The organism is Paracoccus amoyensis, from assembly GCF_014490725.1.
Taxonomy (GTDB): domain Bacteria; phylum Pseudomonadota; class Alphaproteobacteria; order Rhodobacterales; family Rhodobacteraceae; genus Paracoccus; species Paracoccus amoyensis.
Genome location: NZ_JACOQL010000005.1, coordinates 34,439 through 58,716, shown reverse-complemented (window position 1 = coordinate 58,716; position 24,278 = coordinate 34,439). Strand labels below are relative to the sequence as shown.

The window sequence follows — 24,278 nt, the reverse complement described above, 5'->3', positions numbered from 1 at the left end:
CTAACACATTGCAGGACAACAGGCTTGGCCCTAGCAAGTGGTAGCAAAAACAGGACGGCGGCGGAGGCAGAATGGCGCGCGATCACGGGGGCAATATTGATTGGGCGATTGCGCAATATGGTGCGGGTGACTGGATCGATCTGTCCACTGGTATCAACCGACGCCCCTGGCCCATTGAAAAAGTCAGCGCCCAAGCATGGCATGCCCTGCCGACGGCGCGAGCGTCCCGTCATCTGACGCAGATCGCTGCAAGCTGGTTCGGTTGCGATCCCGCGAACATCCTGCCGGTCAACGGGGCCTCTGCCGCGATTCAGATGATCCCACGCCTGTTTGCGCCGGGCAATGCGGCGGTTTTGACGCCGACATATAATGAACATGCCGCAAGCCTGCGCAGCGCAAACTGGTCCGTGACGAAGGTGGCTGACCCTCATCACATGGCCGGCGCCAAGCTGGCGGTTGTGGTCAATCCCAACAATCCCGATGGCCGCGAATGGTCGCCTGGCACACTGACAGAACTGGCGCAGAAGGTCGGCCATCTGATCGTCGATGAAAGTTTCGCCGATCCACGCCCCGATCTGTCCATCGCCTCGGGTTTTCCGGACAACGCCATCATATTGCGTAGTTTCGGAAAATTCTGGGGGCTGGCCGGGCTGCGGCTGGGCTTTGTCATCGCCCATACCGATCTGCTGGCAAAGCTGGCCGAGATTGCTGGTCCGTGGATGGTCAACGGCCCCGCACTGGAAATCGCAGCCGCAGCAATGGCGGACACCGATTGGGCAGATGAAACCATCGGTTACCATTCCGAAGCCGGACTGCGTCTGGACCATCTTGCATTGCGGGCGGGGTGGCAGCAGGCTGGCGGCACGCATCTGTTCCGCCTTTACAGCACCCCCGCGGCCAAGGCCGTCCAAGCCGCACTGGCGCGCAACCATATCTGGACACGCCAATTCCCCTATTCTGACACCTGGTTGCGGATGGGCGTTCCGGGCAACCGCCATGAATGGGACCGGGTGACTGCAGCCTTCAACGCCTTGGGCAGGCCCTGATGGCAGGGCAGATTTCCTGCCCGTTCAACAGTCATCAAAAGGATCATCACCTGCAGACTGTCGGTATTATCTTTCCCTCTCGCCCTGCCCTGCGCAACATGCAAACCTGACGGAAGTCTAACAGTTGGAACATTTGCATGTCGATCAAGGCCAGCATTTATCATCTGACGCATTACAAATATGATCGCCCGGTGACGTTGGGCCCGCAGATCATCCGGCTGCGACCTGCGCCGCACAGCCGGACCAAGGTCATTTCACATTCGCTGAAGGTCACGCCCGAAAAGCATTTCGTGAACCATCAGCAAGACCCGTTCGGCAACTGGCTGGCCCGCTTCGTGTTTCCCGAACCCGTGCGCGAATTCAAGATCGAGGTCGATCTGGTCGCCGATATGACCGTCTATAACCCCTTTGATTTTTTCGTCGAGGAAAGCGCCGAACACTGGCCGTTCTCCTATACCCCGGAACTGGCCGAGGAGCTGATCCCTTACCGTCAGGCCGAACCGGCGGGGCCGTTGCTGCAACAATTGCTGAACAGCATCCCGCGCGACCAGACACGCACGGTCGATTTCGTTGTAAACCTGAATGCGCGAATTTCAGGCCAGACCAACTATACCATCCGCATGGAGCCGGGGGTGCAGACACCCGAAGAAACCCTGCAACTGCAAAGCGGATCTTGCCGCGATTCCACGTGGCTGCTGGTCAATGCGCTACGCCATCTTGGCTTTGCCGCGCGCTTTGTGTCGGGCTATCTGATCCAGTTGAAACCTGATCTGAAGGCGCTGGACGGCCCCTCTGGCACCGAGGTTGATTTTACCGATCTGCACGCATGGGCCGAGGTTTATATCCCCGGTGCGGGCTGGATCGGGCTTGACCCGACCTCGGGCCTGCTGACGGGGGAAAGCCACATCCCGCTGGCCGCCGCGCCGCATTATCGCAGCTGTGCCTCGATTTCCGGGCTTGCCAGCTATGCCGAGGTCGACTTCGGCTTTGACATGCAGGTGCGCCGCGTCGCCGAACACCCCCGCATCACCAAACCGTTCAGCGATGAGGCATGGGCCGATCTGAACAGGCTGGGCCAGCAGGTTGATGCCGCATTGCGCGAAGGCGATGTCCGCCTGACCATGGGAGGAGAGCCGACATTCGTTTCGATCGACGATTTCGAAAGCCCCGAATGGAACACCGACGCGGTTGGCCCGTCGAAACGCGTGCTGGCCGACAAGCTGGTGCGCAAGCTGCGCAATCGCTTCGCGCCGAATGGCTTTTTGCATTACGGCCAAGGCAAGTGGTATCCGGGCGAGACTTTGCCCCGCTGGACCTTTTCGCTATATTGGCGGACGGACGGGCAGCCGATCTGGCAGAACCCCGACCTGATCGCACAGGAAAGCGACGAAGGTGACGCGACCCCCATCGAGGCACAGGAACTGCTGCGCGAAATGGCGGCGGAATTGGGCGTCAGCGATGAAAACGTCATGCCCGCCTTTGAAGACCCTGCCGAATGGCTGATGAAAGAGGCGAACCTGCCGCCAAACGTCACCCCCGATAATTCGGAACTGGAGGATCCCGAGGCCCGCCACCGCATTGCCGCCGTCTTTGATCGCGGTTTGACGACGCCGACAGGCTTTGTGCTGCCAATCCAAAGCTGGCAAAGCAAATCCGGGCTTGGCTGGCATTCCGAAAAATGGCGTCTGCGGCGTGGCAAGGTATTCCTTGTGCCCGGCGACAGTCCGGTTGGTTATCGCCTGCCGCTGAACTCTCTGCCGCATTTGCCCGCGTCGGTTTATCCCTATATCAATCCGACGGACCCCACGGTCCCGCGCCAACCGCTGGCGGAACCGGCGCCAATCGCTGCGGATCGCCGGTCTCAGCCGATGGCCAGCTTTGTCACCAGCGGCCCCGTGCAGGAGCTGGTTGAACAGGTGATGCCCGGCGAGGGCGACCTTGACGGGCTGGTGCGCACCGCGCTGTCGGTCGAACCAAAACATGGCCGACTATGCGTCTTCATGCCGCCCGTCGCCACGCTGGAAGAATATCTGGACCTCCTGCGCGCGGTCGAGGTCGCGGCCCTGCGCCTGAACCTGAAAGTCCACGTGGAAGGTTATGCCCCGCCGCATGATCCACGCCTGAACGTGATCCGCGTCGCCCCCGATCCGGGCGTGATCGAGGTGAATATCCACCCGGCAAAAGACTGGGACGATTGCGTATCGATCACTCAGGGTGTTTACGAAGATGCCCGCCAGTCACGGCTTGGCGCCGAAAAATTCATGATCGACGGCAAGCATACCGGCACTGGCGGCGGCAACCATGTCGTTGTCGGGGGTGCCACGGTCACTGACAGTCCGTTTCTGCGTCGTCCCGATCTGCTGGCCAGTCTGATCCTGTATTGGAACCGGCACCCGTCGCTGTCCTATCTGTTCTCGGGTCTGTTCATCGGCCCGACCAGTCAGGCACCGCGCATCGACGAAGCCCGTCACGACGCGCTTTACGAATTGGAAATCGCGCTGGCCCAGATCCCCTCGCCCGACAAGGGTCAGCCGCCGTTCCCGTGGCTGACCGACCGGCTGCTGCGCAACATCCTGACCGACGTGACGGGCAATACGCATCGCGCGGAAATCTGCATCGACAAGCTGTATTCACCTGACGGCCCGACAGGTCGCCTTGGACTGGTCGAGTTTCGCGGGTTCGAGATGCCCCCGGATGCGCGGATGAGCCTGGCCCAGCAATTGCTGCTTCGGGCCTTGATCGCGCGGTTCTGGAAGACGCCACTTACGGGGGGGCTGACCCGTTGGGGCACGGCGCTGCATGACCGCTTCATGCTGCCGCATTTCGTGTGGCAAGATTTCTGCGACGTGCTGGACGACCTTACCGCCCATGGCTTTCCGATGCAGCAGGAATGGTTCAAGGCGCAGGCCGAGTTCCGTTTCCCCTTTTGTGGCGAGGCGGAATTCAACGGCGTCAATCTGGAACTGCGCCAGGCATTGGAGCCTTGGCACGTTCTGGGCGAAACCGGTGCGCTTGGTGGCACGGTGCGTTATACAGACAGCTCGACCGAGCGGCTGCAGATCAAACTCTCCGCCGCCGATCCGGGCCGCTATCAGGTTCTGTGCAACGGTCGCGCAGTCCCCCTGACCGATATCGGCGCGGGTGAGGCCGTGGCGGGGGTGCGCTTCAAAGCCTGGCAAGCCGCGTCGGCGATGCACCCTGTGACGCCGGTTGATGCGCCGCTGACCTTTGACATCTTTGATACGTGGTCGGGCCGCGCCCTTGGGGGATGTGTCTATCACGTCGCCCATCCCGGCGGGCGCAACTATGACACCTTCCCGATCAACGGCAACGAGGCAGAGGCCCGCAGACTGGCGCGCTTTACCCCGCACGGACATCGCCCCGGTCAGGATCGCGTTATCGCCGCCGAACGCGCACATCGCGAATTTCCCCTGACACTGGACTTGCGGCGACCTGCAGGTATGTGATGTGGGATGAGTGATGAAATAGCTGCAGCTAAGCTGGACGACATCATGCAGGGTTATCGCCCCCTGCCCGGCGTGCGTGACGAAATGGTCGATGCCGAGGGCAACATCCGTCCGCTTTGGGCCGGGCTGGCGCAGCATTTGACTTCGCTTTCTCAGGAAAAGCTGTCGGAAAATCTGGCCCGCGCCGACCGCTATCTTCTGGATAGCGGGGTCTTCTATCGTCAATACGGCACCGGTGAATCGAGGGAACGGGCATGGCCGCTCAGCCATATTCCCATGCTTCTGTCCGAAGCGGACTGGATCGATATCGGCAAGGCCTTGATGCAGCGTGCCGATCTGCTAGAGGCGCTGATGGCCGATCTTTACGGCGCGAACACGCTGGTCGCTTCTGGTCGTCTGCCACCCGAAATCGTGGCGGGCAACCCGGACTGGCAGCGGCCGTTGGTGGGCATCAAACCGCGCTCTGGTCACTTTCTGCACTTTCTTGCATTTGAACTGGGCCGTGGACCGGACGGCAAATGGTGGGTGCTGGCAGATCGCACACAGGCCCCATCGGGCGCGGGCTATGCGCTGGAAAATCGCGTTGCCACCACACGCGCATTTTCCGATTTCTATGCCAAGGCCAACGTCTACCGCCTTGCCGAATTCTTCCGCGACTTCCGCGACACGCTGATGAATATGCGCACGGACAAGGACAGCCGGGTGGCGATCCTGACGCCGGGCACCTTGAACGAAACCTATTTTGAACACGCCTATATCGCCCGCTATCTGGGCTTTACCCTGCTGGAGGGTGGCGATCTGGTTGTCTCGAACGGGCGGCTGATGATGCGCACGGTGCAGGGATTGTTACCGGCCGAGGTGATCTGGCGGCGACTGGATTCCAACTATGCCGATCCGCTGGAACTGAACCCGGTTTCACGCATCGGAACACCTGGGCTGGTGTCGGCCTTGCGCTCGGGCAATGTCAGCATGGTCAACGCCTTGGGCACGGGCATTCTGGAAACGCGCGCGCTGATGGCCTTTTTGCCGCAATTGTCGCTGGAACTGACAGGTCAACCGCTGGCAATGCCGAATATCGCAACATGGTGGTGCGGCGATGTTGCGACACAGGCTGCGGTGCTTGCCAACCCCAACAAACTGATTCTTGGCGATGCCTTGTCGACCGGCCTGTCATTTGGTCCGGAAGTGGACCCGACGCTGACCACCGATATGCCGCATGAAGAACTGGCCCACCTGATCGCGCGAAAGGGCAGCACATTGGTGGCGCAGGAAACCGTCACGCTTTCCACCGCACCTGCGCTGGAGAATGGAAGACTGATCCCGCGCCCCATGGCCCTGCGGGTGTTTCTAGCCCGGACGGCGACGGGTTGGCAGATCATGCCGGGCGGCTTTGCGCGGATCGGCGCAACAGACGATCCGTCCGCCATTGCCATGCAAAAAGGCGGCACGGCGGCGGATGTCTGGGTCGTGGGCGACCACGAGGTTACAGATTTCAGCATCATCCGCGCCCCCCATATCACCGATCAACGCAGCCTGACCGGAGGACTGCCCGCCCGCGCCGCCGATAACCTGTTCTGGCTGGGCCGCTATATCGAGCGAAGCGAAAGCATCATCCGGTTGATCCGGGCCTATCATAGCCGCCTTGCGGAAACCGGCAATGAAGGCGGGCAGTTGCTGGCGAGTCTGAAGCCCCTGATGCAGCAATTCGGCATCAAACTGGATCAGCCGATACCACAACAATTGCTGAACTGCCTTGGCTCGGCCCTGAACTCGGCCGGGGCGGTGCGCGATCGCTTTTCACCCGACGCCTGGTCGGCGCTGCAAGATATCGACCGCAGCGCCCGCAGAATGGCACAGCGTGTTTCGCCCGGCGATGACGCCGCCAGTGCGCTTAGCGCATTGCTGCGCAAACTGGCGGGAATTTCGGGTCTGGTGCATGAAAACATGTATCGCTTTACCGGCTGGCGCTTTCTGTCGATCGGCCGTCTTCATGAGCGTGCGATGAACATCTCCGGGGTGCTGGCGGTGCTGGCAGATCCCGACGCGCCCGAAGGCGGCTTGGACATTTCCATCGAGATCGGCGACAGCGTGCTGACGCATCGGCGCCGGTTCAACGTCTCGACCACGCGTGATACGGTTGTCGAATTGCTGGCGCTGGACCCGCTGAACCCGCGTGCGCTGCGCCACCAGATTGACCGTCTGCGCGAACAGATCGACAATCTGCCCGGAGCGAACAAGAACGGCGCGCTGTCGCCGCTGGCCCGGTCCGTGCTACGCCTGCATGCCGAGATTGCCACAGCCGATGCCGCCTCTCTGACGTCCGAGCTATTGTGGAATCTGCGGGGGCGGATCGCGATATTGTCTGATGAAATCACGACCACATATTTCCACTGATGCTGTATTCGCTGCGCCTGTCGGTCCATTACGAATTTGATCGTCCCATCGGGGCCGGGCGACAGCTTTTGCGGATTTGTCCCGCCGATCTTCCGGGGGTGCAGGAAGTGCAGCAATGCAATGTCAGCGTGACCCCCGCCGCAACCGAACGCAGCACATTCACGGATTTCTTTGGGACAGAGGTGATCCAGCTTGCCCTGCCCGCCGGACTGACGGAGTTGCGTTTTGATATGCAGGGTCAGGTCTTGCGGCACAGGATGGAATCCGTGCTGGACCTGTCCGCTCCGCTGGATCAAATACACCGTGAATTGCAGACTGTGACCGATCTTGGCCTGTCGTCGCCGCAACATTTCATCCACGCATCGCCCCGGATTCCGAACGATCCCCGGATCGCGGATTTCGCGCGTCATGTCTGCGCGGGTTCGGACACAGCGTGCGCGGCGGTAGAGGCACTTGGGCGGGCATTGAACACGCATATGAGTTTTGATGCCCAAGCGACCGAGGTCGACACCCCGATTGCCGAGGCGTTCATCGGCAGGCGCGGCGTCTGTCAGGATTTCTCGCAGATCATGATCTCTGGCTTGCGAAGCCTTGGTATTCCTGCCGCCTATGTCTCGGGCTTTTTACGCACGCTTCCTCCGCGCGGTCGTCCCCGCCTGGAAGGTGCAGATGCCATGCACGCCTGGGTTCGGGCGTGGACCGGGAACGAGGCAGGCTGGTGCGAATATGATCCGACGAATGCCTGCTTCGTATCGTCCGATCACGTGACCATCGGTTATGGCCGCGACTATTCCGATGCAGCACCGCTGACTGGCGCCTTGCGTATGTATGGCAAGCAGACCGGCGATCACAGCGTCGACATCATCGCATTGGAGTGATCCGACCGCTACGTCTTGCCCGATCATGTCAATCAGATTGTTGAACGATATTGTTGAACGATATCGAACAGTCTTGTGAAAAAATCGTGTCTACCCGGTTTCAGTGACCAAACTTATTTCCCTGTCATCACCAAGGAAGCCTGATCCAAGGCAACCACGACAGAAGGAAGAAAGTTATGAAACGCATTGCTATCGCCATGACCGCTTTGGCCCTGACCGCCGGTTCCGTTGCTGTTGCGCAAGCCAGTGACACTGCTGACCGCATGCCGCATCAGGTGACCGCCGAGCAGACTGTCACCGTCGACGCTGCCCGCGTAATGAGCGCCCGTGAACTGAGCCGCGCCGGTGTCGATGCTGCTGCCCAAGTCACCGTCACCGACTTCTCGAACGGCAAACCTGTTGACACCTATACCCGCTAAGTCGGGGACAAGACTACTTAATTTCAAACCAATCAAGGTTTTGAACGAAGTCAGGAGAATATAAGATGAAACGCTTTGCTATTGTTCTTACCGCTTTGACCTTGGCCGCCGGTTCGGTCGCTGCAGCCCCTTCGGGTCAGCAAAACGAAAACCCTGACGCAACCCAGGTCACTGTGTCTGCTGCCAAACCTGTCACCGTCGACGCGAACCGGGTTCTCAGCGCCCGTGAACTGAGCCGCGCTGGCATTGATGCCTCGACGCAAGTGACGGTCAGCGATTTTTCAAACGGTAAGCCGGTCGACACCTATACCCGCTGAACCGTCGGCGGTGTCTTACCTGTATCGAATGCTTGCTGGTATCTCACACGATGCCCCACAAACCGCCCGATCAGGGCGGTTTCTATATATCCAACTCTGGCGAAACGAGGTTTGATTTGCCAAGTTGGCTTTCAGAGTCAGCAGATCGGCCCCGGCATGGATATTATCGTCCTTCGTACATTCGTCAGCATTCTGGACGAAGGCAGCTTTGCCGCCGCCGCCCGCCGCATGGGCGTGTCGCGCAGTCTTGCCAGCAAATACATCTCGGATCTTGAACGGTCCCTTGGTGCCAGGTTGCTGACACGGACCACCCGCGCGGTCCGCCCTACCCCGATAGGCGAGGCTTATGGTGCCGAGATCCGTAACATTCTGAACCGCCTCGATGCCGCGAACGAGGCTGTCCGCAAAGCAGTCGGAAACGCCGCCGGCGTGCTGAAGATCGGGTCGCCGGTCGCCTATACGCTGCGGATATTGCAACCACATCTGCGACGCTTCATGGAAACCTATCCTGAAATTCAACTAGAGATGTTGCTGGATGACGGGACCAGCGACGTGATTGGCGATGGCTTCGACGCCGTCATCCGCGTGGGATATCTGAACGATTCTTCGCTTCACGCCAAGCGACTGCATCAGGGCAAGATCATTCTGGTCGCGGCGCCGGAATATCTTGAAAAGCACGGCACCCCGACCCAACCCGCCGATCTGCTGAAACATGACTGCCTGCATTATACGAACCTGCGGACAGGGGATTCATGGCCGTTTCAGCGTGATGGTGAAACGATTCAGCAAAAAGTCCACGCGATATTCGCGTCAAATAATACCGACCTGCTGTATATGATGGCGCGCGACGGCGTCGGGGTGGCACTGGTCCCTGAAATCATTGCGGCAAAAGATGTCGCAGAGGGCAGGCTGATTTCGCTTTTGACCGATTACACGGTGCCAAGGGTGCCGATAAATATCGTCTATCCGACGGGCAGGCTGATGACCGCCGCGATGCGTGCTTTTCTGGACTTCATGGGGAATTTGCGGCTGGGCTGATCCGCCCAGCCGCTTTTGGCTTTATCCGGCCAGCAGCGCCGCGTTGCCGCCCGCTGCGGTCGTATCAACGCATAGATGCCGTTCATGCGCGATATAGGCCAGATCGGGCACAGCACTGACCAGCGGCACGATCTCTCCCTGCCGCTGGGCAAGGGCCTGGGCATAGGCGCGGCCCGTTTCCGCATCCCCCCACCACAGCACGACCGACAGCCCGGCGATGCCAGCCAACGCCTCTGCGGTCAGTGAACCTTGCGCGGCAACGGCCTGTCCGCCCAACGCCTCGACCGCGGCCACTTGCGCCGCCACGGCCGCTGGCCCCGGACCAAGGCACAGAACAGGTGCGCGGGTCAGCATTGTCAGGCGGTTCAATTCGCCGGTCGGGCCGGGCATGATGGTTTCCGTGATGTCGCGGGGCTGCGCATCGCGAAGGGCTTTCGCGATCCTTGCGGGATCATCGGCTTGCGCCCAATCCGTCGCATCGGCATCTGCAGCTTTTGGCGCAAAGAAGCGGGTCAGATACAGCGGGCCACCCGCTTTTGGACCAGTTCCCGACAACCCTTCGCCGCCGAAGGGCTGGCTGCCCACGATGGCCCCGATCTGGTTGCGGTTCACATAGATGTTGCCCGCATGGATAGCGTCAGTGACCTCTTGCACGCGGGAATCGATCCGGGTGTGCAGGCCAAAGGTCAGCCCGAAGCCACGCGAATTGATCGCCGCGACGACCTTGTCCAGATCGCGGGCGCGATAGGTGGCGACGTGGAGGACCGGGCCAAAAATCTCACGCTCAAGATCCTCGATCCCGTTTACCCGCAACATGGTCGGTGCGATGAAATGCCCCTGTGACGGCACATTCAGGCGGTGCAACACGCGGTTGGTGTTGTCGCGCAGGTAATCGACAATGCCCTCCTGCGCCTCCGCATCAATGACCGGGCCGACATCGGTCGACAGCAGCCACGGATCCCCGACCGACAATTCATCCATCGCGCCTTTCAGCATCTGGGTCAGATGCGGGGCCACGTCTTCCTGCACATACAAACAGCGCAGGGCCGAACAACGCTGACCAGCCGACCGGAAGGATGACATCACGATATCACGCACCGCCTGTTCGGGCAGTGCGGTGGAATCCACGATCATCGCATTCAGGCCACCGGTTTCCGCAATCAGCGGTGTGCCGGGGGCCATGTGCTGGGCCATGCTGCGCGCAATGATCTTGGCCGTATCGGTTCCGCCGGTAAAGACCACGCCATTGATCCGCGCATCACCGGTCAGCGCCGCGCCAACCGTCGCACCGTCACCCGGCAATAGTTGCAGCGCATGGGCCGGAACCCCGGCCTGATGCAGCAACCGCACCGCGATGGCCGCGATCACCGGCGTCTGTTCGGCAGGTTTTGCCAGCACGGCATTGCCGGCCATCAGTGCAGCGGCAATCTGACCGCTAAAAATCGCCAAAGGGAAGTTCCAGGGGCTGATCGCAGTAAAGATGCCACGCGGCGCTTCGGCACTGTTTTCCCCCTGCTGAGCGTAGTAGCGCAGGAAGTCCACGGCTTCGCGCAATTCGCCAACTGCGTCGCCCAGCGATTTGCCAGCCTCGCGACCCAAGGCGGCAAAGATAAGCCCGTAGTTTTCTTCGTAAAGATCGGCAGCACGGCGCATAACAGCCGCGCGTTCTGCGGCCGGAGCATCCCAAACCCGTGCATCAGCGATGGCTTGTGTCACGGTTTCGGCAGATGCCTCGGTTACCTGAGCAATCTTTTCACCCGTCGCCGGGTTGATGACAGGGCGCACGGTGCCAACCGGCGCTGAAACCGTCAGCGGGCCAGCGTCAGGCAGATCAACGGAACGCGCAGCCTCGATCCGGGCCAGCGTTTCTTCATCCGCCAGATCGAAACCAAGCGAATTGTCACGCTCCGCCCCGAACAGGGCATGGGGCTGAACCAGCGTTGCAGGTGGACGTGCCGTTACCAGCGCCTCAAAGGGGTCGCGGGCCACAGCTTCCGGGCTGACGCTTTCATCAACGATCTGGTGGACGAAGGACGAATTTGCACCGTTTTCCAGCAGGCGACGAACCAGATAGGCCAGCAGATCGCGATGCGCGCCGACCGGCGCATAAATCCGGCAGCGGCCATTGGTTTCGCGGATCACGATGTCATGCAGGCGTTCGCCCATGCCATGGAGACGCTGAAATTCAAAGTTGATATCGCCAACCATTTCCAGAATCGCAGCAACGCTTTGGGCGTTATGCGTGGCGAATTGTGGATAGATGCGATCAGCATAGCGGATCAATTTCCGCGCATTGGCGATATAGCTGACATCGGTTGCGGTCTTGCTGGTAAACAGCGGGAAGCCCTGGAAACCTTCGACCTGCGCGCGTTTGATCTCGGTATCCCAATACGCGCCCTTGACCAGACGCACCATGATCTTGCGATCCAGCCGCTGTGCGGTCTGATACAGCCAGTCAATCGTCTGGCCAGCGCGTTTGCCATAGGCCTGCACGACCACGCCGAACCCGTCCCAGCCAGCCAGCGACGGATCAGCCAGCACCGCTTCGATCACCTTCAGCGAAATGACCAGCCGGTCCTGTTCTTCGGCATCGATGTTCATGCCCATGCCGCCTGCCTTGGCCTTGCGGGCAAGGTCCAGCACGACGGGCACCAGCTCGGCCAGAACGCGTTCTTCGTTGGCCACTTCATAGCGCGGATGCAGCGCAGACAGCTTGATCGAGATGCCGGGATTAGCCTCGACCGAGCCTTTGGTGCAGGCCTTGGCGATGGCGGTGATGGCGTTGGCATAGTCGCGGGCATAGCGCGCCGCATCCTCGGCGGTCATCGCGGCTTCGCCCAGCATGTCATAGCTGTAGGTATAGCCCTGATCTTCGCGGGTGCGGGCGCGATCCAGCGCGGCGTCGATGGTCTGGCCCAACACGAATTGCCGACCCATTTCGCGCATCGCACGCCCGACGGCCGTGCGGATCACCGGCTCGCCCAGACGGCGGATGGCGCCGCGCAGCGTGCCGGCAATGCCCGGTTGATCGTCGTCCAGAACCTTGCCCGTCAGCATCAGCGCCCAGGTCGAGGCATTGACCAGCGACGACGATGCCTCACCCAGATGCTTGCCCCAATCGGATGGCGCAATCTTGTCCTCGATCAGCGCATCGATGGTCATCTTGTCGGGAACGCGCAGCATCGCCTCGGCCAGACACATCAGGGCAACGCCTTCACGTGTCGAAAGACCGTATTCCGACAGGAAATGCTCCATCAGCGTGGGCTTGGCCTCTTTGCGGATACGGCGGACCAATTCGGCCGCGCGGGCAGTGATGGCGATGCGATCAGCCTCGGACAGATCGGTCTGCGCAACCAGTTCTTGCAACAGGTCGGCTTCGGGGCGGAACTTGGCATCAAGGGTAAAGGCAGAAAGCGATGTCGAGGACATGGCGGACTCCAGTAAAAGAATAGCCGTATACTATCGCATTCAACCTAGACCATGCGCCTAAAGAGTGGCATTTTGATAGACGATCAGGACAATATTGATTGGATTTTCAGCCGTGAATACTGATCTGGATACCATAAACCGCAAAATCCTGAACGAATTGGTCGCGAATGCCCGTATTCCGGTCAGCGAGCTTGCCCGCAAGGTGGGCCTGTCCAAAACCCCCGTCGCGCTGCGAATCAAGCAGATGGAGGATATGGGCCTGATCACAGGCTACCGTGCCAACCTGTCACCGCTGAAGCTGGGCCTGACCCATATCACCTATATGCAGATCCGGCTGGACGACACGCGACAGAAGGCATTGGAAAAATTCAATGCCGAAATCCGCAAGATCCCCGAGGTCGAAGAGTGTTACATGATCGCGGGCGGTTTCGACTATCTGGTCAAGATCCGTTCCCGCGATATGAGCGAATTTCGCCGCATCATGGCCGAAAAAATTTCCGCCCTGCCCCATATCGGCTCCACCTCCAGCTTTGTTGCGATGGAGGCGGTGATCGAACAGGATTTCAGCCCCTCGTGATCCGAACCGGGATTGCCTTTCCCGCCGCGCTGCGGTCAGCATGCCCGCAGGTCAACGCAGTTGGGAGGCAGCATGACACAGCGGAATGGCGGACAGCTTTTGGTGGAAAGTCTGATCGCATTGGGGGCGACGAAAAGCTTCGGCATCCCCGGTGAAAGCTATCTGGCCGTGCTGGACGCGCTGCACGATACGGAAGGAAAGCTGGATTTCATCCTGTGCCGCAACGAAGGCGGTGCGGCATTCATGGCCGCCGCATGGGGCAAGCTGACCGGATCGCCGGGCATCTGTCTGGTGACGCGCGGGCCGGGCGTCACCAACGCCTCGATCGGGATTCACACCGCGTTTCAGGACAGCGCGCCGATGCTGATCTTTGTCGGTCAGGTCGGCACCGACATGAAGGGCCGCGAGGCGTTTCAGGAAATCGACTATCGCGCGGTGTTCGGCACCATGGCGAAATGGGCGGTCGAGATCGACGATATCGACCGCATTCCCGAAATCACCGCGCGCGCGTGGAAAACCGCAACCACGGGCCGCCCCGGTCCGGTTGTCGTCGCCCTGCCCGAAGACATGCTGACCGACCTGACCGAGGTTGCACCCCTGACAGGTCCCGCCGAATATGCCGAACCCGCACCATCACCAACCGCCATGGCCAAGGCGCTGGACATGGTGGCCAGGGCCAAACGCCCCCTGATCCTGTTGGGCGGCTGCAACTGGTCCGACGCCGGTCGCGCCGCATTACAGGCATTTGCCGAAGCGTCTGATATCCCGACAGTCGCCGTCTTCCGCTTTCAGGACCAATTCGACAATGACTCGTCCGTGTTTTGCGGCGAGGCGGGCGTCGGCATGCCGCCCCATGTCCGCAAACTGGTGACAGATGCCGACCTGATCCTTGCCATCAACATCCGCTTTGGCGAAATGACGACTGACGCCTATACCCTGCTGTCGGTGCCGGTGCCCAAGCAAAAGCTGATCCATGTGCATGGCTCTGATCTGGAAATCGGAAAGATTTACCAACCCGATCTGGGCATCCAATCCGGCCCGAACGAATTTGCCGCTGCCCTGCGCCCGGTGAAAGGCGATTGGGCCGCATGGCGCAAAACGGGCCGCGAGGCCTATGAGCAATCGTTTACTGCGCCCGAACAGCCCTCGCCGGTCGATATGGTCAGGGTGATGGATTACCTGCGCGACCGGCTGCCCGACGATGTCGTGCTGACCAATGGGGCGGGCAATTTCACCGTCTGGCCGAACAAGTTCTTCAAATTCGGACCGGCGGCGCGGCTTTTGGCACCGCAATCGGGCGCGATGGGCTATGGCCTGCCCGCTGCCATCGCGGCCAAGGTCGAAAACCCCAACCGGGTCGTCATCTGCTTTGCGGGCGATGGCGATTTCCAGATGAACTGCACTGAACTTGCCACCGCGATGCAGCATGGCGCACAGCCCATCGTTCTGGTTCTGAATAACGGCATCTACGGAACGATCCGCGCACATCAGGAACGCAACTATCCTGCCCGCGTCTCGGGCACGACGATGATCAACCCGGATTTCTGCGCCCTTGCCCGTGCCTACGGCTTTCACGCCGAACGGGTTGACCGGACAGAAGATTTCGAAGCCGCCTTTGAACGCGCCATGGCCTCTGGCACCGGGGCGCTGCTGGACCTGACCATCTCGCCCGAGGCGCTGACACCGCGACAGACGCTTAGCCAGATGCGCGATGCCGCGCTGTCAAAACGAGGCTGACAGATGCAGCGGTTATCCAATCCCAGACAGGACGGCCGCGACATCGACAACAGCTATGATGTCGTGATTGTCGGTGGCGCCGTTATCGGCGCGGCTGTGGCCTATTACCTGACGGCCAACCCGGATTTTACCGGCAAGGTGCTGATTGTCGAACGTGATCCGACCTTTACCCACGCCTCGACATCATTGTCCGCATCGGGCATCCGCACGCAATTTTCCAATGCGATCAACGTGAAGATCAGCCAATACGGGTCAGAGGTGATCCGCAATTTCGCGGATCTGATGCAGGTGGGCGATGACAGGCCCGATCTGAATTTCCATCCAGGCGGCTATCTATTTCTGGCCCGCACGGCCGAGCAGGAACAAACGCTGCGCGAAAACCATGAGGTGCAGCGCGATTGCGGGGCCGATGTGGAACTGCTGTCGCCCGATGATCTGATCCGTGCCTTTCCGCATTTACGGGCCGATGATCTGGTGCTGGCCTCTTATGGGCGTTCCTGCGAGGGCTGGTTCAACAATTCCGGGCTGATGAACGGATTTCGCAACAAGGCCCGTGCCCAAGGTGCCCATTACATCACCGATGAGGTTGTGGCGATTCAGCGCAACGGCAGCCGTGTCACGGGCGTGACGCTGAAATCCGGGCAGCAGATCGCGACCGGCCATGTGGTCAATGCATCCGGGGCACGCGCATCGCTGACGGCAGGAATGGCCGGGCTGCATATCCCGGTTGAACCCCGCAAACGCAGCGTCTTCGTCTTTTCCTGTGCGCAAAGCCCCGAGGGCAGCGCCACCATCAATCAGGGTCGCCTGCCTCTGATGATCGACCCAACCGGCGTTTATTGCCGCCCCGAAGGCACCTGCTTTCTGGCTGGCTGCCCGCCCGCCGATGATCCGGCCGTCGATTGGGACGATTTCGAGCCGCGCTATGCCGAGTTCGAGGAGATCATCTGGCCCGCCCTGGCCGAACGGTCCCCCGCGTTCGAGGCGATCCGCCCGATCAATTTCTGGGCCGGTCATTACGCCTATAACACGCTGGATCACAATCTGATCGTCGGCGCCCACCCCGATCTGCCGAACTTCATCTTTGCGAACGGCTTTTCCGGCCACGGTCTTCAGCAAGGACCGGCAACGGGACGGGCCGTTTCCGAACTGATCATCTATGGCGGCTACAGGACGCTGGATTTCACCGAAGTCGGCGTTCAGAGAATCGTCGAAAACCGCCCCTTTGTGGAAAAGGCGGTCATCTGAAACGACTTGGCCGCCCCTCAGGCGGCCATGTCGTCACTTACCCTTGCGTGGCAGCTTGCCCGCTTTCGGGCCGCCAGAGGGCTTGCCGGCGCCAAATCTGGGTTTGCCACTTTTGTCGACGGACTTCCGGAACGGCTTATCATCGGCAGAAGCGGCCGGGCCGCGCGGCTTGCGCTTGGCGGCCTTGTCTTCGGTCGACCAGCGTGGCTTTTTGCGTGGCTTTTGACCGTCGGGATCGAACGAGGATTCCGAATGGGAGATTTCGACAAGCTGCGCGGTCTTTACAGGCTTGCCCGACTTGGCGGGTTTATCCCAGCTTTTTGCGGGCTTGTCCCACGATTTTGCGGACCTGTCATCGGCTTTGTCAGAACGCTCGGCCCGTTCGCGGCGTGGTGCCGCAGGGCGATCGCCTTTGCCACGATGGCCGGCACGCTCGGGTTTTCCAGCGGGCCGACCGCGTGCCGGGGCATCCAGATCGGGCACACCGGCAAGGCGCGTCATTTCCAAGCCCGGCTCAAGCTCGGTCATGGCACCAAAGCGATCCGCGACTTTCGCGTCGATCTGGACATAGCTTTCGTCAGTCTTGACCCGAATGGCGCCAATCGCATCGCGGTTGATGCCGCCTGCATCACAGATTTTGGGCAACAGCCAGCGCGGCTCGGCCCGGCCACTGTAACCGACCGACAGCTGGAACCAGACCGAGGCCCCAAATTCAGGGCGTTGGCGTGGTTCTGACGGGGTGGTGCGGTCTTGCAGAACGGTCAGTTCTTCCGGGGCAGGACGCCCTTCGCGCCAAAGCTGGATCAACGCTCCTGCCAGACGTTCGGGGCCAAAACGCTGCAGCAGATCAGCCGCCAGTTCCGCGTCATCGGTGACATCAGCCTCGAAAACCGGGTTTTCCATCATCCGCTGGTTGTCGCGCTCGCGCACTTCATCGGCCGACGGGGGCGGACCCCATTCTGCCTCCAGCTTGGCGCGGTACAACAGCGAATGGGCTTTTTTCCGTTCGGACGGCATGACGATCATCGCCGAAACGCCCTTGGATCCGGCACGACCGGTCCGGCCCGAACGATGCAACAGCGTTTCAGAGTTCGTCGGCAGATCGGCATGGATCACCAGATCCAGACCCGGCAGATCGATCCCGCGTGCGGCGACGTCCGTCGCGACGCAAATCTGCGACCGACCGTCACGCAACGATTGCAGCGCGTGGCTGCGCTCTTGCTGGCTCAGCTCTCCCGACAGGGCGACGGCGCGGAACCCACGGTTCGACATGCGCGCCAGCAGATGGGTCACATTGGCACGCGTCTTGCAGAAGATGATTGCGGTGCGGGCTTCATAGAAACGCAGGATATTGAAGATCGCCGGTTCGCGATCACGCGCGGCAACCGTCATGGCGCGATATTCGATATCACCATGCTGCTTCGATTCGCCCTGTGCGACGATCCGCTGGGCATCGCGCTGAAAATCCTTGGCCAGCGATTCAATCGCCGGCGGAACCGTGGCTGAAAACATCAGGGTCCGACGGTCTTTCGGCGCGGATTCCAGGATGAATTCCAGATCTTCGCGGAAACCCAGATCCAGCATTTCATCGGCTTCATCCAGCACGGCGACCTTCAGCCATGACAGATCCAGCGAACCGCGTTCGATATGGTCGCGCAGACGTCCGGGCGTGCCCACGACGATATGCGCCCCGCGGTCCAATGCGCGTTTTTCGGCGCGGAAATCCATCCCGCCAACACAGGTCACGACCTGCGCACCCGCCTTGCCGTAAAGCCACTCAAGCTCTCGGGCCACTTGCAGGGCCAGCTCGCGCGTTGGCGCAATGGCCAGCCCGACGGGTTCCTGTGCCAGAGAAAGGACGTCACCCTCGCCCAGCAGATCGGGCGCAATCGCCAGACCAAAGGCCACGGTCTTGCCCGAGCCGGTTTGCGCGGAAACCAGCAGGTCACGACCGGCGAGGTCGTCGGCCAGAACGGCTTCCTGCACGGCGGTCAGGCTTTCATAGCCTTTGTCCGCCAGCGCCGCAGCCAAAGGCGCGGCAATTTTTTCATGATTCATGTCTTCGCCAGAATAAGGGGTGCCAAACACCGGATGAGCGGCACCATCATTCCTGACAGCGGGTCTCCACCTACCCACATACGGAATATACAAGCGCCAAAGGCCGCGACCTATAGGGCCCAGCCATGAAAGTCAAAGAAAACACATCGCCCGAGGGCGAATTTTATTCGATGTGTCAGCTGTCAGAGATACGTGACACACGGTGCGAGGCATTGCCGTGCCCGCCGGGCAGCGCCGTCAGGCACTCCCCCCAACCGTCAAGCAAAGCTGACCCACTGTGCCGGAGCACGGCGTCTGCTTTGCGGGACGGAGCGGACGTTCACGGCAGGCTGTCGTGGCCTATTCCCTCTTCAAGCCTGACCCAATCATGCTTCGATCTCTCAAATACTGAAATGGTGGGAGCTGGGAAGGTCGGATCCGCAAATGATCCCACTCCAACTCCAAGCCAATTCGGCGAGGCTTCCGCTTTCCAGAAAACGGTCGATCCGCAGGTGGGGCAAAAATGCATGCTAACCTTGCGGCCACCATCCGCCGTACGGACGAACACCTTCGTTTCACCTTCAATGCTAACTGCGGCATTGTCGTAGAAGGCATTGGCGCTAAACGGTGAACCGGTCCTTCTTTGACAAGCAAAGCAGTGGCACAGGGCCGTCAGTTGCGGAGGCTCGCTGAAGTTTAACTTAATAGCGCCGCAGGCACATTGGGCACGGGACATAGAAACTCCTTCCGCTTGCGCGGCCACGTCAGGTTTGATGGGGAAAATCAGGTGCATAGCCATAACGTATTCGCGAACATGCCGTTGCGGTAGTATGCTCTGAACACTTGCCGGGCCTACTGGCACTGAGGATAGCTGCTGCTATGGGCGAATTCCAGCAAACGCGCTATCCGTCCGGTAATGGGTTCAAGGCGTCAATGACGTGACCCCGGCTGAAACACCGATCGGGTCAGGAATCTGACGGAAGGCCAGAAATATCTGACAGACGACAATTAGGAAAAATGGCGGACCCGGAGCGATTCGAACGCCCGACCCCTAGATTCGTAGTCTAGTGCTCTATCCAGCTGAGCTACGGGTCCGCTGTAGGGCGGTGATCTACCGACCTGTTCCAGGGGTTGCAAGAGGCAAATCGAAAAAATCGTCGAAGGTGGAACGAAAACTTATCGCGCGGCGGTCGTCTGGCGCTGTGCCACCGTGCTGACATCGCGCGGAATATGGATCATAAACTCGCTGCCGTCAGCATCGCTGCGGATCAGTTCGACCAGCCCGCCATGCCCGCGGACCAAATCAGCGGCGATGGTCAGGCCAAGCCCGGTCCCCCCTTTGCGCGCGCTGCCCGAAAACGGCTTGAACAGATGCTCTTTGGCCTTTTCCGGCAGACCCGGCCCAGTGTCACCGACGCGAATCCACCATTCGCTGTCGCTTTCACCCGCACCGATTTCGACGGTTCCGGTGTCGCCCGTGCCTTCAATTGCCTGCCGCGCATTGCGGATCAAATTCGTCAGCACCCGGTAAAGCTGATCGCGGTCGGCGCGAATCATCATGCTTGGCGGAATGTCGGTCAGGAAATCGACCTTGCCGATCGCCTCGCCAGCCAGCGTTTCAGCTTCGACCACATCGCTGCCAAGCTCGGCAAGGTTGAACCGTGACATGGTGGGCGGCGGCTCTTCGGCCTTACCGAAGGCCAGCGTCGTTTCACACAATGTCACCGCCCGGCTGATCGAATTGACCAGCTTGGGTGCCGCGCGGCGCACTTTCGGATCGGCACTGTCCTCCAGACGATCTGCGAAGATCTGCGCCGTCGTCAGAATATTGCGCAGATCGTGACTGATCTTGGCGACCGCCTGCCCCAAAAGCGCCATCCGTTCTTTCTGTTTCAACGAGGATGTCACGGTTTTCTGCATCGATTCCAGCGCCGTTTCCGCTTCTCGCACCTCGTCGATCCGCGCATTGGGCGTAATAATATGCCGTGGATCCTCGGGTTCATTCGCATAGGCGACCATATGACTGATCACGCGACGGATCGGCACAAGGACCAATCGTTGCACCGCGATATTCAACAGCAGCGCCGTCATGATCGAAAAGGCCGCCGATAACAGCAACAACCGCATACCGAATTCAATCATCCCGTCGCGCAGCGGGGCGGTATTCATCGTAATTTCAATCAGCTGCCCGGCCTGATTCACCGGCGAACCGATGACCCGGATCACCTGATTGCGGTTATCCAGCAACGCCCGCACTGCGTCGTCCATGGTCTGAAGGACGCCTTCTTCCCGCAAATCATAGGTCGCGGCAACCGGACCGGGAATGGGCGAGGACAGGACAAGCTGCCGGATGTCATTGCGGCGCAGAACCACGTTAAAGACGCCAGCATTCTGCAACAGCTCTGATTCCAAGTCGCTTGCCAGTGATTCGTCCGTCGCCAGCAATGCAAGGCTGGCGATCTGCGCACGCTCCAGCCGCGATTCCAGATAATCCAGTCGAAAGCTGGCCAGTGAGGGAAGCAGAATGCATATCTCGGCCAACACGACGAAAATGATCGTCAGTGCAGCGAATCGGCCAGAGATCGTGTTCAGTCGCATACGTATAGGGTCAGTCTTTCTGTCGCGCCTGCGCCTTTTCGACTGTAAGATAGTCGTTTTGCACATCAAACGAATGTGATTACTGCTTGGTTCCGTTCAATAGCCGCATGAAAATCTTTATGAGTGTTGACGTAGCCGACAGCCTGCACTATCCACCGGGCTTCGAACAACCGGCGCATCTGTGCGGGGCGTGCGGCGTTTTGCCGTTCCCGTCGCTGAAACGCCACCCGCAAGCTACGATCCGGAGATCTGAACCATGAAGCGCACTTTCCAACCATCGAACCTTGTTCGTGCGCGCCGTCACGGCTTTCGTGCTCGCATGGCGACCAAAGGTGGTCGTCGCGTGCTGAACGCCCGTCGCGCCAAAGGCCGTAAAAGCCTGTCGGCTTGATACGTTGCCGGTGGGTCTGCCCCACCAGATAAGGCTTTGAAAATGCCGCCCCTGCCCCATCCCACGGCTGACCCTCAGCGATCGGATGAAGGCGAGGCGGCATTTCGCATGTCTGCAGATCAGGCCAACAAACCCATCATTCTGGCCAAACGCGCCGATTTTCTGGCCGCAGCCAAGGCAAGACGACAGGGCACTGCAGGCTTTCTGCTACAAGCCCGCAATCGTGGCGATGATGGGGCGGTCCGTGTGGGCTTTACCTGCTCCAAGAAAATCGGAAACGCGGTGATGCGCAACCGCGCCAAGCGGCGTTTGCGTGAAATCGCACGGCTTGGATTGATGGCTGGCGCCAAGCCCGGTTGGGACTATGTTCTGGTCGGGCGACCAAGTGAAACCATCAACCGTGACTTTGCAGAACTGCAAAAGGATCTGGCCGCCGCCTTGCGCAAGGTGCACACGTGACACCGCTGGCCCGGATCGTCGCCCTGCCCGTCCGCGCCTACCGTCTGGTCGCGTCACCCTGGGTCGGGCATGGATGCCGCTTTCAGCCCACATGTTCGGCCTATGCACTGGAGGCCCTGGAAAAACACGGCGCAATCAAGGGCGGCTGGCTGGCCGCGCGGCGGATCGGGCGTTGTCATCCCTGGGGCGGCAGCGGTATCGACAACGTTCCTGACTAAGCGCGTCAGGCATAAAGCGCCTGCCCACCGGTATTTGTAGCCACCCGCGTCGGCATCTGGTCGGCGGCCGTTCCTGCCAGCGTCAGCGCAAGATCGCGGTAAAATCCGACATCCTCGAAATACCAGTTATGCGACCGGATCATCGTCGGCGCAGCCACCCGGGTCTTGTATTGCTCTGTGCAGTAGACATCGCGGTAGCTTTTCGGGATTTGGCCGGGCAGACCATCCAATCCGGCCCGCGCGGCACCGCGATTGAACATGTTCTTGGACAGGATAAGCACTTCATCCCGTGTGTTATGGAAATTGGTGAATTGTTTGCAGCGATGCTGCATCACCAACGATCCCCAAGCCCCGGATTTCATCCAATCGGAATCGACATCCGCCGCAGTAAAAATCACCTGTTCCACCGCCCAACGCCCACCGGCCGAAAGCGCCCGCAGCGTCAGATATGTTCCCATTGAATGGGCCAGAATGTGAACGCGGTGTTTCGGTGCCTGCGCCAGAAACATCAGAATACCATCTGTCAGCAGCGCATTCGCCACGGCTTTCGCCTCATTCCTGTCTGCCAGATAGCTTAGATTGCTGCCATCGCTTGGCCAGTCAAAGGACACGATTGTCCCTTTGAACCCATTCTGGGCCAGTTTTTGTTGCAGCATGGCATGCCGCAGCAACAGCGAGCTTTGCGACGTGTTATATCCGTGAACAAAAATCAGGATGTCCGGCGTTCGGGCACTGGCCAGCGCTTCTGACAGCCAGTTGTCGCGGTTAATGGCATGGCCACTATGGATACCGTCGCCAGATGCGGACAGCCGAAGATATCGTGTCAGGCCGGCCGGGCGATTGGTGAAATTACTTTTTGCGGCAAAATATGCCCGTCGTGTAAAAAGATAAAACATGGAATCATCCAAACTATTTGGTTCAGATTACCATCACTAGCCGGTTTCACCAAAACAAAGTTCGTTCCTCTTGCCGCAACAGGGCCGTTAGCCTAATGCGAATGACATGCTAGATGATTCCGACGATACCGAGATTCACTCACTATTCGCGGGCGCGCCGTCCTCGACCGAGTATCGCAAACTGCGCAAGCGGCTGGTGCGCGAAACGCGCGCGGCCCTCGACGACTATGGCATGGTCCGTCCGGGCGACCGATGGCTGGTCTGTCTGTCTGGCGGCAAGGACAGCTATACCCTGCTTGCGGTGCTGTATGAGCTGAAATGGCGCGGCTTGCTGCCCGTCGATCTGCTGGCCTGCAATCTGGATCAGGGTCAACCGGGCTTTCCCGCAACCGTTTTGCCAGAGTTTCTGTCGCAGCGGGGCGTAGAGCATCGTATCGAATATCAGGACACCTATTCCATCGTGAAGGAAAAGGTGCCGCAGGGCCGGACCTATTGCGCCCTGTGTTCGCGTTTGCGTCGTGGCAACCTGTATCGCATTGCACGCGAAGAAGGCTGTTCGGCGGTCGTTCTGGGCCATCATCGCGACGACATTCTGGAAACATTTTTCATGAACCTGTTCCACGGCGGGCGCCTGGCAACAATGCCGCCCAAGCTGTTGAATGAAGAGGGTGATTTGACCGTTTTGCGCCCACTGGCCTATGTGGCCGAGGGGGATTGCGAACGCTTTGCCCGTTCCATGAACTATCCGATCATTCCCTGCGATCTGTGCGGCAGTCAGGAAGGATTGCAGCGGGTTCAGGTCAAACGGATGCTGGACGAATGGGAATCACGCACACCGGGTCGCCGTCAGGTGATGTTCCGCGCGCTGATGAATGTGCGTCCATCGCACCTTCTGGACCCAAAACTATTCGATTTCGCGGCGCTGTTTCCGGGTGAAACGGGTGTTTCGGATATTCCCAACCTGCAGCGGGCCGAAGATTGACCGGGCAGCGCATGCCCAAGTCGGCCAAATCGCGCCCGCATCACCGCAAGACCACGTGAACGCCCTGTAGAATCCCGGCGAAACGCCAATTCCGCTTGACCTTTGACGCCCCCTTCTGTTGAACCGGCGCGACTGACGCGAAGACAT

At 60.0% G+C, this 24,278-nt stretch carries 19 protein-coding genes and 1 tRNA gene; 14 read left to right on the top strand and 6 right to left on the bottom strand.

Features of this window, described 5'->3' with window-relative positions; genetic code table 11:
* The first annotated feature begins 71 nt into the window (after positions 1-71).
* From cobD to H4P12_RS15685, 7 genes are all read left to right on the top strand, one after another.
* Positions 72-1,046 (top strand): threonine-phosphate decarboxylase CobD, encoded by a 975-nt coding sequence (cobD, locus tag H4P12_RS15715; RefSeq protein WP_187794626.1) that lies wholly within the window; start codon positions 72-74, stop codon positions 1,044-1,046.
* A 137-nt stretch (positions 1,047-1,183) separates the two neighbouring features.
* Positions 1,184-4,513, top strand: coding sequence for a transglutaminase family protein (locus H4P12_RS15710; protein WP_187794625.1), 3,330 nt, complete (start codon positions 1,184-1,186; stop codon positions 4,511-4,513).
* Positions 4,514-4,519: 6 nt separating this feature from the next.
* Positions 4,520-6,907, top strand: coding sequence for a circularly permuted type 2 ATP-grasp protein (locus H4P12_RS15705; protein WP_187794624.1), 2,388 nt, complete (start codon positions 4,520-4,522; stop codon positions 6,905-6,907).
* A complete protein-coding gene (locus H4P12_RS15700) occupies positions 6,907-7,785 on the top strand; it encodes a transglutaminase family protein (RefSeq protein ID WP_187794623.1) in 879 nt (292 codons plus the stop codon). Before H4P12_RS15705 ends, H4P12_RS15700 begins: the two co-directional genes overlap by 1 nt.
* Before the next feature lie 176 nt (positions 7,786-7,961).
* The gene (locus H4P12_RS15695; RefSeq protein WP_187794622.1) at positions 7,962-8,204 is read left to right on the top strand and encodes a hypothetical protein; all 243 of its coding nucleotides are present in this window, start codon (positions 7,962-7,964) and stop codon (positions 8,202-8,204) included.
* Between the two features lie 65 nt (positions 8,205-8,269).
* The gene (locus H4P12_RS15690) at positions 8,270-8,521 is read left to right on the top strand and encodes a hypothetical protein (RefSeq protein WP_187794621.1); all 252 of its coding nucleotides are present in this window, start codon (positions 8,270-8,272) and stop codon (positions 8,519-8,521) included.
* A gap of 156 nt (positions 8,522-8,677) precedes the next feature.
* Positions 8,678-9,559, top strand: a complete 882-nt coding sequence (locus H4P12_RS15685) for a LysR family transcriptional regulator (protein WP_187794620.1) — start codon at positions 8,678-8,680, stop codon at positions 9,557-9,559.
* A gap of 21 nt (positions 9,560-9,580) precedes the next feature.
* Here the strand turns inward: H4P12_RS15685 and putA are convergent, their stop codons facing one another.
* Positions 9,581-12,988, bottom strand: coding sequence for a bifunctional proline dehydrogenase/L-glutamate gamma-semialdehyde dehydrogenase PutA (gene putA / locus H4P12_RS15680; RefSeq protein WP_187794619.1), 3,408 nt, complete (start codon positions 12,986-12,988; stop codon positions 9,581-9,583).
* 112 nt (positions 12,989-13,100) lie between these two features.
* On the opposite strand from putA, the gene H4P12_RS15675 reads away from it, so the two are divergent.
* The 3 genes from H4P12_RS15675 to H4P12_RS15665 all read left to right on the top strand — a co-directional run bounded on the left by H4P12_RS15675 (position 13,101) and on the right by H4P12_RS15665 (position 16,550).
* On the top strand, positions 13,101-13,565 hold the full coding sequence (locus H4P12_RS15675) for an Lrp/AsnC ligand binding domain-containing protein (RefSeq protein ID WP_187794618.1): 465 nt from the start codon (positions 13,101-13,103) through the stop codon (positions 13,563-13,565).
* Positions 13,566-13,637: 72 nt separating this feature from the next.
* Positions 13,638-15,302, top strand: a complete 1,665-nt coding sequence (locus tag H4P12_RS15670; protein WP_187794617.1) for a thiamine pyrophosphate-binding protein — start codon at positions 13,638-13,640, stop codon at positions 15,300-15,302.
* Between the two features lie 3 nt (positions 15,303-15,305).
* Positions 15,306-16,550 carry an NAD(P)/FAD-dependent oxidoreductase gene (locus tag H4P12_RS15665; RefSeq protein WP_187794616.1) on the top strand — a complete coding sequence of 415 codons (1,245 nt, stop codon included), beginning with the start codon at positions 15,306-15,308 and terminating at the stop codon, positions 16,548-16,550.
* 33 nt (positions 16,551-16,583) lie between these two features.
* On the opposite strand, the gene H4P12_RS15660 is transcribed toward H4P12_RS15665, so the two are convergent.
* From H4P12_RS15660 to H4P12_RS15645, 4 genes are all read right to left on the bottom strand, one after another.
* Complete coding sequence (locus H4P12_RS15660) at positions 16,584-18,608, bottom strand: DEAD/DEAH box helicase (RefSeq protein WP_187794615.1); 2,025 nt, start codon at positions 18,606-18,608, stop codon at positions 16,584-16,586.
* A gap of 319 nt (positions 18,609-18,927) precedes the next feature.
* Positions 18,928-19,386, bottom strand: coding sequence for a GFA family protein (locus H4P12_RS15655; RefSeq protein ID WP_223115840.1), 459 nt, complete (start codon positions 19,384-19,386; stop codon positions 18,928-18,930).
* Between the two features lie 219 nt (positions 19,387-19,605).
* Positions 19,606-19,682, bottom strand: a tRNA-Arg gene (locus H4P12_RS15650).
* 81 nt (positions 19,683-19,763) lie between these two features.
* Positions 19,764-21,185, bottom strand: coding sequence for a sensor histidine kinase (locus H4P12_RS15645; protein WP_187794614.1), 1,422 nt, complete (start codon positions 21,183-21,185; stop codon positions 19,764-19,766).
* Between the two features lie 256 nt (positions 21,186-21,441).
* Between H4P12_RS15645 and rpmH the strand changes: the two genes are divergently transcribed.
* Genes rpmH through yidD form a run of 3 tightly spaced genes read left to right on the top strand, consistent with a single transcriptional unit; the run spans position 21,442 to position 22,253 of the window.
* A complete protein-coding gene (gene rpmH, locus H4P12_RS15640) occupies positions 21,442-21,576 on the top strand; it encodes a 50S ribosomal protein L34 (protein WP_066013101.1) in 135 nt (44 codons plus the stop codon).
* A 51-nt stretch (positions 21,577-21,627) separates the two neighbouring features.
* On the top strand, positions 21,628-22,035 hold the full coding sequence (gene rnpA, locus H4P12_RS15635) for a ribonuclease P protein component (RefSeq protein ID WP_425498233.1): 408 nt from the start codon (positions 21,628-21,630) through the stop codon (positions 22,033-22,035).
* Entirely contained in the window at positions 22,032-22,253 is a 222-nt protein-coding gene (gene yidD / locus H4P12_RS15630; RefSeq protein ID WP_187794612.1) for a membrane protein insertion efficiency factor YidD, read from the top strand. Before rnpA ends, yidD begins: the two co-directional genes overlap by 4 nt.
* 5 nt (positions 22,254-22,258) lie before the next feature.
* Here yidD and H4P12_RS15625 read toward each other — a convergent pair whose 3' ends face one another.
* On the bottom strand, positions 22,259-23,149 hold the full coding sequence (locus H4P12_RS15625) for an alpha/beta fold hydrolase (RefSeq protein WP_187794611.1): 891 nt from the start codon (positions 23,147-23,149) through the stop codon (positions 22,259-22,261).
* A gap of 106 nt (positions 23,150-23,255) precedes the next feature.
* Here H4P12_RS15625 and ttcA point away from each other — a divergent pair, with 106 nt between their 5' ends.
* Complete coding sequence (gene ttcA, locus H4P12_RS15620; RefSeq protein WP_187794610.1) at positions 23,256-24,131, top strand: tRNA 2-thiocytidine(32) synthetase TtcA; 876 nt, start codon at positions 23,256-23,258, stop codon at positions 24,129-24,131.
* Positions 24,132-24,278 lie beyond the last annotated feature (147 nt).